The 12893-nt window shown below is 65.2% G+C and carries 14 protein-coding genes; 12 read left to right on the top strand and 2 right to left on the bottom strand.

The genetic code is table 11. From position 1 onward, the window contains the following. From AC1DFU_RS14360 to AC1DFU_RS14315, 10 genes are all read left to right on the top strand, one after another. A complete protein-coding gene (locus tag AC1DFU_RS14360; protein ID WP_092289928.1) occupies window positions 1–201 on the top strand; it encodes a hypothetical protein in 201 nt (66 codons plus the stop codon). Next, window positions 198–971, top strand: coding sequence for a cellulose biosynthesis protein BcsQ (bcsQ, locus tag AC1DFU_RS14355; RefSeq protein WP_092289930.1), 774 nt, complete (start codon window positions 198–200; stop codon window positions 969–971). The genes AC1DFU_RS14360 and bcsQ overlap by 4 nt, the downstream gene beginning before the upstream one ends. Continuing rightward, window positions 968–3541, top strand: a complete 2574-nt coding sequence (gene bcsA, locus AC1DFU_RS14350; protein WP_477159864.1) for a UDP-forming cellulose synthase catalytic subunit — start codon at window positions 968–970, stop codon at window positions 3539–3541. Before bcsQ ends, bcsA begins: the two co-directional genes overlap by 4 nt. A gap of 47 nt (window positions 3542–3588) precedes the next feature. Then, window positions 3589–5151 (top strand): cellulose biosynthesis protein BcsG, encoded by a 1563-nt coding sequence (gene bcsG, locus AC1DFU_RS14345; protein WP_441590521.1) that lies wholly within the window; start codon window positions 3589–3591, stop codon window positions 5149–5151. Further along, window positions 5148–5417, top strand: coding sequence for a BcsR/BcsP family cellulose biosynthesis protein (bcsR, locus tag AC1DFU_RS14340; protein ID WP_092445137.1), 270 nt, complete (start codon window positions 5148–5150; stop codon window positions 5415–5417). Before bcsG ends, bcsR begins: the two co-directional genes overlap by 4 nt. A gap of 118 nt (window positions 5418–5535) precedes the next feature. Beyond that, window positions 5536–6801, top strand: a complete 1266-nt coding sequence (locus tag AC1DFU_RS14335; RefSeq protein ID WP_441590522.1) for a SpoIIE family protein phosphatase — start codon at window positions 5536–5538, stop codon at window positions 6799–6801. A gap of 43 nt (window positions 6802–6844) precedes the next feature. Continuing rightward, window positions 6845–7429, top strand: a complete 585-nt coding sequence (locus AC1DFU_RS14330) for a SiaB family protein kinase (protein WP_092289939.1) — start codon at window positions 6845–6847, stop codon at window positions 7427–7429. Between the two features lie 22 nt (window positions 7430–7451). Then, window positions 7452–7841: a DUF1987 domain-containing protein gene (locus tag AC1DFU_RS14325; RefSeq protein ID WP_092289941.1), complete on the top strand. Its 390-nt coding sequence runs from the start codon at window positions 7452–7454 to the stop codon at window positions 7839–7841. Between the two features lie 17 nt (window positions 7842–7858). Then, window positions 7859–8572 (top strand): GGDEF domain-containing protein, encoded by a 714-nt coding sequence (locus AC1DFU_RS14320; RefSeq protein WP_092290843.1) that lies wholly within the window; start codon window positions 7859–7861, stop codon window positions 8570–8572. A gap of 167 nt (window positions 8573–8739) precedes the next feature. After that, window positions 8740–8973, top strand: a complete 234-nt coding sequence (locus AC1DFU_RS14315) for a hypothetical protein (protein ID WP_092289943.1) — start codon at window positions 8740–8742, stop codon at window positions 8971–8973. Window positions 8974–8984: 11 nt separating this feature from the next. On the opposite strand, the gene AC1DFU_RS14310 is transcribed toward AC1DFU_RS14315, so the two are convergent. Next, a complete protein-coding gene (locus AC1DFU_RS14310) occupies window positions 8985–9113 on the bottom strand; it encodes a hypothetical protein (RefSeq protein WP_255370660.1) in 129 nt (42 codons plus the stop codon). A gap of 22 nt (window positions 9114–9135) precedes the next feature. Further along, entirely contained in the window at window positions 9136–9681 is a 546-nt protein-coding gene (locus AC1DFU_RS14305; RefSeq protein ID WP_092289945.1) for a hypothetical protein, read from the bottom strand. A gap of 552 nt (window positions 9682–10233) precedes the next feature. Here AC1DFU_RS14305 and AC1DFU_RS14300 point away from each other — a divergent pair. Both AC1DFU_RS14300 and AC1DFU_RS14295 read left to right on the top strand, forming a co-directional pair. Continuing rightward, window positions 10234–11718, top strand: coding sequence for an MBOAT family O-acyltransferase (locus tag AC1DFU_RS14300; RefSeq protein ID WP_477159863.1), 1485 nt, complete (start codon window positions 10234–10236; stop codon window positions 11716–11718). Next, entirely contained in the window at window positions 11718–12893 is a 1176-nt protein-coding gene (locus tag AC1DFU_RS14295; protein WP_092289949.1) for an alginate O-acetyltransferase AlgX-related protein, read from the top strand. Before AC1DFU_RS14300 ends, AC1DFU_RS14295 begins: the two co-directional genes overlap by 1 nt.

Here is a 12893-nt window from a genome sequence, read left to right as displayed (position 1 = left end):
ATGTCCATCTTCCTTGGCTACTTCATCTGGGGACTGATTCTGGCGGCGCCGCTGGCGTTCGTGATCTGGCGCTTCGACCTGCTGCGCTGGTTCCCGCAATGGACCACGCCGCGCCCACGCCGCACCGTACGCCTGCCGCCGCAACTGCACGGCATGGTGATTCGCGGCAAGCGCCGCCCGGACCGCGAGCCGCCGCGATGAAGACCATCGCCATCGTCTCCCCCGCCGGCGGCGCCGGACGCACCATGGTGACGGCCTCGCTGGCCTCGCTGCTGGCCGGGCGCGGGCACCCGGTGCTGGCGCTCGAATGCGATCCGCGCAATCTGCTGGGCTACCACTTCGGCCTGCGCGACGCGGCGCGCGCGGGGCTGTCCGGCTGCCTGGCCGACGGATCGCCCACCGCGTGGGCGCAGGCCGGGCTGCGCAGCGACGATGGCGTGCTGTTCGTGCCCTGGGGCGAGCAGGACAGCGACGACGATGACATCCAGGCCGGCAAGCTGCTGCGCGCGGGGCCGCACTGGCTGCGCGGGCTGATCGCCCAGGTGGCCATGCCGGCGCACGGCGCGGTGCTGATCGACACGCCGCCCTGGCCCTCGCCGCACGCGGGCCAGGCCATCGCCGCGGCCGACCTCGTGCTGGTGCTGCTGCCGCCGCAGCCCGAAGTCTGCGTCGGGCTGGGCCGGCTGACCGATGCGCTGGCGCGGCGCGGCCACACCGCCTGCTACGTGGCCACGCGACTCCAGCCGGCACGGCGGCTGCATGCCGATATCGTCACGCTGCTGCGCGCCACGCTCGGCAATGCGATGCTGGCCTGCCCCGTCCACGAGGACAGCGGCATTCCGGAAGCCTTCGCGCGCAGCGAGAACTTCTGCCGCAGCGCGCCACACTCGCAGGCGGCGCACGACCTGCAAGGGCTGGCGTCGTGGGTGTCCCACTGGATCGGCGCCCCGCCACAGGAGCGCGAACGATGAGCGACAAGCCCGCCCGACTCCACCGCTGGCTGGCCATCGCGCGCGACCGGCTGGCGCGCCACCTTGGCGTCACCGCGCCGGCGCACGGCGGCATCTGGGTGCTGCGCGCCGTGTTTCAGCCGCCCCGCCCCGGCAAGCCCGATATTCCTGCGGAATGGGCCGCGCTGCTGTACCGGCGCGCGCTGGCCCGGCTCGGCATGGGCCGCCGCCGCGACCCCGCCGCGTGGCTGTGGCGGCTGTTCATCCGCCCGCCTCGTCCGCGCTACCGGCTGGCCGCCGACCTCCGCAAGCGTCGCCAGGTTGCCGCGCCGCCGGGGGTCACACCGTTCCGGCGCTGGCTGGACCGCCTGCTCGGGCCGATCTACTACGCGGTGACGCGCATGCGGCGCCGCATTGCCGCGCGGCTGCCCCGCGTGGACTGGGCGCGCGCGGGCGATGGCGTGGAGGCCGTCGCCACGCGCGTGGGACGCATCCCGTTCGCGGTGCCCACCTCGTTGGTGCTCGCCTGCCTGGCCGGCGCGGTCATCAGCACCACGCCACTGACGTTCTCGAGCCAGCTACTGCTGTTCGCCATCGTCTGGATCGGGTTGATGGTGCTGCGGCGCATTCCCGGCCGGCTGCCGACGCTGGCGATGATGGTGCTCTCCGCGCTGATGGCGGGCCGCTATATCTGGTGGCGCTCGACGCAGACGCTGCAGTTCACCACGGCCACCGAGGCCGCCGTGGGCTACCTCCTCTATGCGGCCGAGGTCTACACCTGGATCGTGCTGGGGCTGGGCTACCTGCAAACGGCGTGGCCGCTGAACCGCCAGCCCAAGGCGCTGCCGGCCGCCCCGGAGGCATGGCCGACGGTGGACGTCTACATCCCCACCTACAACGAGTCGCTGGCTGTGCTGCAACCCACCGTGTACGCGGCGCTGAGCATGGACTGGCCGGCGCACAAGCTGCGCGTGTTCATCCTCGACGATGGCCGGCGGCCCGCGATGCGGGAGTTCGCGGCGGCGGCCGGGGTGGGCTACCTCACGCGGGAAGACAATTTCCACGCCAAGGCCGGCAACATCAACAAGGCGCTGGCGAAGACGGACGGCGAGTACATCGCCATCTTCGACTGCGACCACATCCCCACGCGCTCCTTCCTGCAGATGACCATGGGCGAGTTCCTGGCCGACCCGAAGTGCGCGCTGGTGCAGACGCCGCACCACTTCTTCTCTCCAGACCCGTTCGAGCGCAACTTCGACACCTTCCGGCGCGTGCCGAACGAGGGCAGCCTGTTCTACGGCCTGATCCAGGACGGCAACGACTTCTGGAACGCCACCTTCTTCTGCGGCTCCTGCGCGGTCATCAAGCGCGCGCCGCTGCTGGAGATCGGCGGGATTGCCGTGGAGACCGTCACCGAGGACGCCCACACGGCGCTCAAGCTGCACCGGCTCGGCTACAACAGCGCCTACCTGCGCACGGTGCAGGCGGCCGGGCTGGCCACCGAGAGCCTGTCCGGCCATATCGGGCAGCGCATCCGCTGGGCGCGCGGCATGGCGCAGATCTTCCGCATCGACAACCCGCTGCTCGGGCGCGGGCTGCACCTGTTCCAGCGCATCTGCTACAGCAACGCGATGCTGCACTTCTTCTACGGCATTCCCCGGCTGATCTTCCTGACCATGCCGATCGCCTACCTGTACTTCGGCCTGCACGTGATCAACACCTCGGCGCTGCTGATCATGGCCTACGTGCTGCCCTACCTGTTCGTGGCCAACGTGACCAACTCGCGGCTCCAGGGCCGCTACCGCCATTCGTTCTGGGYCGAAGTCTACGAATCGGTGCTGGCCTGGTACATCGTGCTGCCGACCACGGTGGCCTTCATCAACCCGCGCCTGGGCAAGTTCAACGTCACCGCCAAGGGCGGGCAGATTGCCGACGACTACCTCGACTGGACCATCTCCAAGCCCTACCTGGTGCTGCTGGCGCTCAACGTGATCGGGCTGGCGGTTGGCGTCGGCCACCTGCTGTTCGGTAGCACCGACGAGCCGGCCACGGTGCTGATGAACATGGGCTGGGCGCTGGCCAACCTGATCATGCTTGGCGCCGCCGTGGGCGTGGCGCGGGAGGCGCGGCAGGTGCGGGTCTCCCACCGCATTCCGATGCGCGTGCCGGCCACGCTGCTGCTGCCGGACGGCGCCACGCTCGCCTGCCGCACCGAGAACTACTCGATGGGCGGCCTCGGCCTGCTGCTGCCGGTGGAGGTGATGCTGGACGAAGGCGCGCGCGTGGGCGTCTGCCTGGCGCGCGGCACGCGCACCTACCACTTCCCCGGCCTGGTCACGCGCAACGTCAACCGCCACCTCGGCGTGCGCATGGAGGGCCTGACGGCCGAGCGCGAGATCGAACTGATCCAGTGCACCTTCGGCCGCGCCGACGCCTGGATCGACTGGCTGGACGACGAACACGCCGACGCCCCGCTGCGCAGCCTCAAGGAGGTGATCGAGATGGGCTACCAGGGCCTGCTGCGCCTCTACGACGCCTGCGCGGAAGCGGTCGACCTGCTGATCGGGCGCCGCCGCCCCCGCCAGCCTTAATTCATCACGCCGGCCATCACGCCGCAGGAGCCGCACCACACATCGCCATGGGAATCTGGAACCTCTACTTCCTCGCCAAGCTCTGGCTGTTTCACACGGGCCACCTCCAGCCGCACTGGCTGACGAACCTGGTGTTCGCGCTGTTCCTGGCGGTGCCGATGGAGTCGCGGCCGCTGCGGGTGCTGCGCCAGCTCATCGCCATCGTGGTCGGGGCGATGCTGGCCTACCGGGAATCGACGCTGCCGCCGTTCGCGCGCGTGGTGTCGCAGTTCTCGAACGTGAGCGCCTTCACGCCCGAGTACCTGCTCGAACTGGCGCAGCGCATCGTCTCCCTGCAGATGGTGGTGGCGATCGTGCTGGCGGTGCTGCTCTACCTGATCATCAACCGCTGGGTGCGGGTGACCACCTTCGTGCTGCTGGCGCTGATCGCCATCCCGTTCTGGCACGGCACCGGCGACGGCAACCCGCCGACGCGGCTCAACCAGATGACCGCGCGCGCGGCAGACACCCCACGCGCCGACTTCGCGGTGCGCGGCGGCTACGATGCCCAGCTGGCCGCCTTCCGCGAGCAGGAATCGACCCGCTCAGCCACCGCCCAGCCGCTGACGGCCACGCCCGACGCGCAGTTCGACATCATCGTGCTGCACATCTGCTCGCTGTCCTGGGACGACATGGACGCCGCCAAGGCCAGCAACCACCCGCTGTTCACGCGCTTCGACTACCTGTTCAAGAATTTCAGCTCCGCCGCGAGCTACAGCGGGCCGGCGGCCATCCGGCTGCTGCGCGCCTCGTGCGGCCAGGAACCCCACGCCAGCCTGTACTCGCCGGCGCCGGCCGAATGCCATCTGTTCGAGGCACTCGCCCAGGCCGGCTTCGGCCCCCACGTGCTGCTGAACCACGATGGCCGCTTCGACAATTTCCGGAGCTTTGTCGACAAGGAAGTGGGCGTGGCGGGCATCCAGCCCGAGTCCAACGAAGGCGTGCCCGTGGCGATGCGCGCCTTCGACGACTCCCCGGTGCTGGGCGACTACGACACCTTCGACCACTGGTACAAGCGCCGCCTCCAGCAGAACAGCGGCCCCGTGGCGCTCTACTACAACACGGTGACGCTGCACGACGGCAACCGGCTGCCGGGCAAGCGGCTGACCAGCCTGGAGTCCTATCCGCTGCGGCTGGCCAAGCTGCTCGAGGACGTCGACCGGATCATCGAGACCATCAGCAAGTCCGGCCGCAAGGCGGTGGTGGTGTTCGTGCCCGAGCATGGCGCGGCGCTGCGGGGCGACGAAAACCAGATCTCCGGGCTGCGCGAGATTCCCACGCCGCGCATCGTCCACGTGCCGGTGGGCGTGAAGCTGGTGGGCCTGCCGACCACAGCCACGGGCGGCATGGTGACGATCGACGCGCCGTCCAGCTTCCTGGCGCTGTCGCAGCTGCTGTTCAACCTCGTGGCAGACAGCCCGTTCCGCCAGGGCGCGCCGCCCACCGCCAGCTACAGCGAGAACTTGCCGCAGACGATGATGGTCGGCGAGAACGAAGGCACCGTGACCATGAAGCTGAGCAAGGGTTATGTGATTCATACGCCAGATGGCGTCTGGGTGGAGCAGAAATGAGCCAGCCCCCGAAGTCCCCAAAACCCCAGAAAACCCCGCCGGTGCCGCGCGGCACCCCTGGCGCCTACAGCGACATCGACGCCCTGGACCGGCATGTCGAGGGCTTCGACGCGCGGCAATACTTCGACCAGCAGGACGCGGTGCAGACCCGGGCGGCGGCGCAGCGCTGGCCGCTGCTGGGGCGCGCGCTGGGGCACACATTGGGGCACACGCTTGGGCACGCGGCGACCGACGCGGACGGCCCGTCGACCAGCGCCGAGCGCTAATGCCGCCACCCCACTCGAGTGGGGCTTTAACCATTGATTTACAAGGAAAACCGTCACATAGCCGACATGCATCCGCCGTAGACTCTGGGCCACTTTCCCCACCCTGGTTCCTTCGGTCATGTCTGGCGTCCTGGTTGATCCCTCCGCTGCCCGCCTGCGCTTCCGGCAGCCCTGTGCCGAGGATCTGGCCGTCATCACGCCTTCCGTGACGACCGACCACACGAATCAGGACGTGCTCGAGGTCTTTGCGCTACACCGCGACCTCAACTGCCTGCCCGTGACCGAGCGCGACAAGCCCATCGGCCTGATCAACCGGTCGATCTTCCTGTCGCAGATGAGCAAGCCGTACCATCAGGAACTCTACAACCGCAAAAGCTGCATCGCGTTCATGGACAAGGAGCCGCTGATCGTGGACGCCGCCATGAGCATCGACGCGCTGACGTTCCGCGCGGTCGAGTATGGCGAGAAGGCGCTGGCGGAAGGCTTCATCATCGCCCGCGACGGCAAGTTCATCGGTCTGGGGCACGGCCTGCAACTGATGCGCGTGGTGGCCGACATGCAGGCCGAGCGCAATCGGCAGATCATGCAGAGCATCGACTACGCCAGCACGATCCAGCGGGCGATGCTGCGCACCTCACGCCAGACGCTGGCCGCCACGCTGCCGGACGCCGCACTGGTCTGGGAGCCGCGCGACGTGGTGGGCGGCGACTTCTATCATTTCGCAGCATTCGACGACGGCTGGTTCGCCGCGCTGGCCGATTGCACCGGCCATGGCGTGCCGGGCGCGTTCATGACGCTGATTGCCTCGTCGCTGCTGACGCAGGCCATCGAGCAGCAGGGCCCGCGCGACCCCGGCGCGCTGCTGGCGGCCGTCAATCGCGGCATCAAGCAGATGCTCGGGCAGATCGACGGACCGCTCGACGGGCAGGACGGCCAGCGGGGCGAGCGCGGCATCGCCGAATCCGACGACGGCATGGACGCTGCCTTCTTCTGGTTCGACAACGCCACGCGCACGCTGACCTTCGCGGGCGCCAAGTGCGCGCTGTTCGTGCTGCAGCCCGGTGACACCGAGGGCCAGATGATCAACGGCGCCCGCATGGGCGTCGGCTACGTCGACACCGGCATGGACTACGCGTGGCAGAACGCGGCCGTGCCGATGCCGCCCGACACGGTGGCCTTCGTGACCACGGACGGGCTGATCGACCAGATCGGCGGCCCGCGCGAGATCTCGTTCGGCAAGCGCCGCATGCGCGAAGCCATCTGCGCCAGCCGCGCGGCATCGGCGGCGCAGATCAGCCAGGCGGTGCTCGAGGTGCATCGCGCCTGGCAGGGCCAGCACCGGCGCCGCGACGACCTGACCTTCTTCTGCTTCCGCGCCCGATAACACCGCGCCAGACTCTTACAGCGCCCCACCGGCCGCACGACACATGAACGCCGCACAATCGATTGACAAGGAATATGAGCCGTTTTTCGCGATGGCTCGGGAACGCAACGTGATCTTCTACTACGTCGGCTACTTTTCGCAGAACATCATCGCCGCCATGTCCGACGCGGTGCGCCTGCAGCTCGCCGTAAGCGGGGTCGATGGCACCACGCGGCGCAAGCTGTTCTCGTCCTTCGTGGAAATGGCGCAGAACATCGTCCACTACTCCTCGGACGCCCTGACCGCACCCACGCCGGAGAGCGAGCAGCAGCGCGGCCAGTTGCGCCATGGCTCGGTGTGCATCAGCATGGTGGACGAGCACTACCGCCTGATGTGTTCCAATCCGGTGGCGACGGTGCGTGTGCACCAGCTGCGCGCCACGCTGGAGCCGCTACGCACGATGACGCTGGACCAGATCAAGCAAGCCTACAAGCAGACCCTGCGCGCGGAGGCGCCGGAGGGCAGCAAGGGCGCCGGGCTCGGCTTCCTGACGATGGCGCGCGATGCCAGCGCGCCCCTCGAATACAACTTTCAACCGATCGACACGGATCCGGGATCGACGATGTTCCAGCTCGTCGCCACGATCTGACCTATCGGGAAGAGCCTCTGCCATGGAAAACCTGTTTATCGCCGCCACGCCCTCCTCGCCCGAGGTGAGCTTCGACTTCGAGCGGCACATCCTCTCGCTCAAGGGCGAGTCCTACCCCGAGAACGCTGCCGTGTTCTACGGCGAGGCCATCGCCCGCCTGCGCAAGTACCTGGCGGCGTGCGACGGGGTCTCGGTCACGGTCAACGTGGCGCTGACTTATTTCAACAGCTCGAGCACCAAGATGCTGTTCAGCATCTTCGACGCGCTGAACGACGCCGCCGAGCGCGGCAACCGCATCGAACTGCACTGGTTCCATGACGAGGACGACGACACCATCCTCGAATTCGGCCAGGAACTGCACGACGACTTCCCTGCGATTGCGTTCCACGACGTAGCGACCACCGGCAGTTGAACCCGCCCGCCGCCATCATGTCCGAGCCCGACCTGTTCGAATCGGAGAACAGCGTCCTGGCGCATGCCAAGGCCGTGTTCTGCGATGTCGATGCCGGCGAGGAATCGTATCGGCATACGCTGGGGCAGCTCATCAGCTACTACGAGCGGCTGATGCGCGAGACGCGCCGGCTGATCCGCCGCAGCGACCGTGAGGAACTGGAGATGAACCGGCTTAACCACCGGCTCCAGGAACTGGCTCAGGAACTCGAATACCGCGCCACGCACGACACGCTGACTGGCGCGCTCAACCGTGGCGCCGTGATCGACCGCGCCACGGCGGCGCTGGCCCGCGGGAGCCTCTCGATGATCGTGCTCGACATCGACCATTTCAAGCGGCTCAACGATGCCTATGGCCATCCGGTGGGCGACGCGGTGATCTGCGGCGTGACCGCCTGCCTCAAGGACACGGTGGATGCCGAGGGCGCCATCGGGCGCGTGGGCGGCGAGGAGTTCACCGCGCTGCTGCCAGGCGTGCCGCTCGAAGACGCGCTGGCGCTGGCCGAGGACATGCGCCATGCCATCGCCACGCATCGCTTCCCCTCCCCCGTGGACTGCCCGGTCACGGCGAGCTTCGGCGTGAGCTGGTCCGCCCAGGGCCGCACCTTCGAGCACGCATATGGCCGCGCCGACGAGGCGCTCTACGACGCCAAGCGCAACGGCCGCAACCGCGTGATGCAAGCCGCCGCATGACCCTGTTTTGCTGATCCATTGACTGGTCGGACACTGTCATCTGGAATACGGTGGTTTGCCCTCGCGAAGCCAAACGTTTCCGATAAGGCAAGCCTTGACTACTATCCAGAGTGATCCCTGATATCAGGACGGCGCAGGTCACCTCGCCGGCCAGGACAAGGAGAGGCATGCACCACATCGAGCCAGTGGAATGCGTCTGCGGCGCGACGCTCCACATCCGCGAATACCGGCTGGGCCTTGTGAGGACCCCACGCAAGGAACACGCACCCTGCCCCATCTGCGGGCGCACCGTCTACGAAACCGAGATGGACGGCTTCCTGCTGGTGGAAGTCGTCACGCGGCGCGCCCCGGTCATGCCGGTGGCGGCCAAGGTGCAGAAACGGAAGGCCCAGCGAACCTGAGCCCGCGCGGGCTATGACTTCGTGATGCGCTGGGGATGGGTCGCGTAGTACGCGAGGATGACTGACGCGGTGAACGCCATGCCGGCCACGGCAAAGGCGATCAGCGTGGGAAAGGCGACGCCGGATTTTTCCTTGGACATGCGGGACTCCTCGGACGAATGGTCACGGTATGGTAGCCCGGCCTGGCGCCGGCTGCTGACCCGACGTCGCCGGGTGGAAGCGCGCATAGGGCACGCCGCGCTCTGTATGCGCCGTGGTCTGGTCGATCAGGCGCTCGACATCGGGCACCTCCCGCATCGCAGCCATGAACGACGCCAGCGGAAATCCCGGCGCCACGCAGCCCTGCACCAGCACCCAACGCTGCCACACCGTCACCCACAACGTGCTCTGCCGCCACGCCGGCAGGTTGGCGGACAGCCATTGCAAGCGGCGACGCGCGCTATCGGCAATCTCCGCATCGTAGGCAAATGCATTCGGCAGACGGCAACGCCCTTCCAGCCAGCAGTGGTTGCCATGCTCGATCCGATGATGCGCATCGCGCTTCCACTCGGCCTCGCTCACGCGCGGCCCGGCCGGCTCGGGGCAGTTGGCAACCGCTGACGAGATTTGAAAGAAGGGATCGTTACCTCGATTCTGGAGGTCGTCGGCATGGGCGGAGGGGGTGAGGAGGAGCAGTGCGGGGAGGATGGTACGGGCGATGGTCGGCATAACGCGCCTCCAATGAGCGGTTCCTTTGACTTTATGCAGGAATCCGCCCGGATAAATGCGGCAAGATCGTGCATTGGAATTGTCCGGAACATGTACTACATTGCTTTGGAGGTCACGATGTCCCTCCGGCCTCAGCCACCTCTTCCAACATCCAAACACGAGGCTGATCATGAGCATGACTCACCGTGTTGCCCTGGCACTTTTGATGTTGGCCACCGTTGGCGCGATCTACGCTGCGAACCGCTACGACAACTATACGAGCTGCGTTTTGTGGTCATCAGCGCATCCGCAATACAGCGGGAAGTGCTCTCTGTAGCGCTTGCACTGCGTCAAGTCTCGACGCACACCCGGTCTGCCGTTCCTGAAATTTCAAGCGGGTTCCGCATTTTTCTTGTCTGTCTGATCGCACAGTAGTGCTGATTTCGTTGCACCCGTGCGGGGGGGCGATCGACATCCATTTTCGCCACTCTCACCGGACTCGGCTAAAATCCGAAATCCAAAGAACATCCATGTGGCCTTTAAACCACCAGGAAAAATAGAAGAGACAATTTCGTGGTTTTCAGCTCGACTGCCTTCCTGTTCCTTTTCCTTCCCGTCACGCTAGCGCTTTACTATTTGCTGGCGCCGATGTATCGGAATCTGTTGCTCCTGGCTGCCAGCCTGCTGTTCTATGCCTGGGGCGAACCCGTCTATATCGGGTTAATGCTTATTTCCATACTTTTTAATTGGGGCGTGGGCCTGGCCATGTCATCCGCGCGGTCGCGGCGGATAGAATTTGGCATCCTCTCGCTTGCGGTAGCGATCAATTTGATGGTGCTGGCGCATTACAAGTACACCAGCTTTCTGGTTTCCATCGTCAATGAATTGCTCGGGCCCCTGCTTCATCGGACCTTCGAGACAAAAGCCTTGCCGCTGCCTGTAGGCATCTCATTCTTCACGTTCCACGCTATTTCCTATCTGGTGGACATCTATCGCCGCGAAGCGGAAGCGTTGAAAAGCCCACTCGACATGGGGCTCTATATTTCGATGTTCCCCCAACTCGTGGCGGGGCCAATTATTCGTTATTACGATGTTGCTGACCAGATTCTCCGTCGTGGCAACACGGTGGAGCGGTTTGCTTCGGGTGTCGAACGGTTCGCTTTCGGCTTGGGGAAGAAGGTCCTGATTGCCAACACCCTCGGGCAAATCGCAGATCAGGCATTCAGCACCCCACCCGGGACACTTTCCACCAGCGCGGCATGGCTAGGCATTGCCTGCTATACCCTCCAGATTTATTTTGATTTCTCTGGATACTCCGACATGGCCATCGGTCTGGCCCGTATGTTCGGATTCGAACTGACCGAGAATTTCAACTATCCGTATATCGCGCGATCCATCCGCGAGTTCTGGCGCCGCTGGCACCTGTCGCTGTCGACGTGGTTCCGCGACTACCTCTACATTCCTCTCGGTGGTAATCGGGGATCGGGCTTCCGGGTACGCATGAACCTGTTTGCTGTGTTCTTCCTCTGCGGCCTCTGGCATGGCGCGAGCTGGAACTTCGCCATTTGGGGCATATTCCATGGGGTGATGCTCGTACTGGAGCGCGGCAGACTGGGCCGTTGGATCGATGCCGCACCACGATCGGTGTCGAGTGCCTATACGATTCTGGTGGTCATGGTGGGATGGGTCTTCTTCCGAGCCGAAACGCTTGCCGGTGCCACCGCCTACCTCAAGGCCATGTTCTTCCAGGGCCACGGTCAAGGCTTGCCGCCGCAATTGGTTGCCGCCATGGACCCGGTTGCCATGACGACACTCGTAGCTGGGATTGTGCTCGCCACGCCGATGTTCACCTTCTTCGCGCGGGATTGGCGCTCACGCCGGTTCCCTTCCCACGCGAATGAACCCCTGCCCGACTGGTGCATCCGGATTCAACMCACGGACGCGAAGTCGCTGCCAATGCTGACCGCACGCGGCACCATCGCATCGCTGATTCTGATTATCAGCATCTCCCAGCTTGCGCTCAGCACGTATAACCCCTTCATCTATTTCAGGTTCTGATGATGCAATCGATCGACTCGAGAAACATCATTAACGCGGTGCTGACCACGTTCTTCGCGGCGACCGTCGCCGTTCCATTTGTGGGCCTCTGGCGCAGCCATGACAGTAGTGCGGAAAAGCGCACGCTCACGGCAATGCCGTCGCTGCCTGCGTCATTCAAGGAGGTGGTCGCTTATCCGCCCAAGATGGAAGCGTTCGTCAATGACAACTTTGGCTTACGGGACCGTTTCCTGACATTGCATGCCGATATCAGCCGAAACGTCTTTGGCACGTCGGGATCGACACGGGTCATCCTGGGGTCTGGCGGCTGGCTGTTCTACACGGGCGATAACTCGCTCGCCGATATGCAGCGGGTGAGCAGCCCGACGCAGGCGAGCCTGGAAAACTGGAGAAAATCGCTGGCGGACCGCGCTGCATGGCTGGACCATCAAGGCATCACCTACCGGTTTGTCACGGCGCCTGATAAGCACAGCGTTTTCCCGGAGAAGCTGCCCAGCCGTTTCCAATGGGACGGCGATTCCCGCTTTGCTCGGATCAAGCAGCACGTCTCAGCTTCCGTGCCGCTAGTGGATCTGCTTCCCGACCTGGCAAAAGAGAAAAAGGCCGGTGCCGATCGTCTCTATTTCGAGACAGACACGCACTGGACAGGATACGGCGCCTACATCGGATATCGCACCATTATGCGTTCGCTCGGCGACGCGTATCGTCCCGCAACGCTCCAAATCGCCGATACGGAATTCGCTGACGACAAATTGCCGCTTCCGCGCGACCTGGCCGTCATGAGCCGCAGTCCGAAAAAGGAAACCGAAAAGATAGCGGCCACGCTCCAACGCTGCGGTCACGCCGTGGAGGTCCAGCCTCCGGCCGGCGTCGACGTCAGCCGAATCCTGCAGTTCGCCGGCAATGATTGCCCATCACGCACGAAGACATTGCTGATTTTCCACGATTCGTTCGGATCGGCCATCAGCCCCTACTTCAGTGCGACGTTCGGCCGGGTAGTTTCCATCTGGGGTACGCCGACCGACGAACTGTTCGTGCGTATGGTCTTGCAGGAAAAGCCGGACGTTGTCATTGAAGAACGCGTGGAGCGCTTCATGGAAGCTACCCCTGAGCCGACGATGGCAGCGACGCTACAGAAGACGCAAAGCGTCGTGCTAGGAATGTCCGGGAAATAA

The organism is Cupriavidus sp. 10L45 (assembly GCF_056395225.1).
The sequence above is the reverse complement of the archived record's forward strand: the minus strand, read 5'-3'. Positions and strand labels throughout refer to the sequence as shown.

Excerpts from the sequence above, each read along its gene's own strand:
- AC1DFU_RS14360 (WP_092289928.1), top strand. The coding sequence starts at position 1 with ATGTCCATCTTCCTTGGCTACTTCATCTGGGGACTGATTCTGGCGGCG.
- bcsQ (WP_092289930.1), top strand. The coding sequence starts at position 198 with ATGAAGACCATCGCCATCGTCTCCCCCGCCGGCGGCGCCGGACGCACC.
- bcsG (WP_441590521.1), top strand. The coding sequence starts at position 3,589 with ATGGGAATCTGGAACCTCTACTTCCTCGCCAAGCTCTGGCTGTTTCAC.
- bcsR (WP_092445137.1), top strand. The coding sequence starts at position 5,148 with ATGAGCCAGCCCCCGAAGTCCCCAAAACCCCAGAAAACCCCGCCGGTG.
- AC1DFU_RS14335 (WP_441590522.1), top strand. The coding sequence starts at position 5,536 with ATGTCTGGCGTCCTGGTTGATCCCTCCGCTGCCCGCCTGCGCTTCCGG.
- AC1DFU_RS14330 (WP_092289939.1), top strand. The coding sequence starts at position 6,845 with ATGAACGCCGCACAATCGATTGACAAGGAATATGAGCCGTTTTTCGCG.
- AC1DFU_RS14325 (WP_092289941.1), top strand. The coding sequence starts at position 7,452 with ATGGAAAACCTGTTTATCGCCGCCACGCCCTCCTCGCCCGAGGTGAGC.
- AC1DFU_RS14320 (WP_092290843.1), top strand. The coding sequence starts at position 7,859 with ATGTCCGAGCCCGACCTGTTCGAATCGGAGAACAGCGTCCTGGCGCAT.
- AC1DFU_RS14315 (WP_092289943.1), top strand. The coding sequence starts at position 8,740 with ATGCACCACATCGAGCCAGTGGAATGCGTCTGCGGCGCGACGCTCCAC.
- AC1DFU_RS14310 (WP_255370660.1), bottom strand. The coding sequence starts at position 9,113 with ATGTCCAAGGAAAAATCCGGCGTCGCCTTTCCCACGCTGATCGCCTTT.
- AC1DFU_RS14305 (WP_092289945.1), bottom strand. The coding sequence starts at position 9,681 with ATGCCGACCATCGCCCGTACCATCCTCCCCGCACTGCTCCTCCTCACC.
- AC1DFU_RS14295 (WP_092289949.1), top strand. The coding sequence starts at position 11,718 with ATGATGCAATCGATCGACTCGAGAAACATCATTAACGCGGTGCTGACC.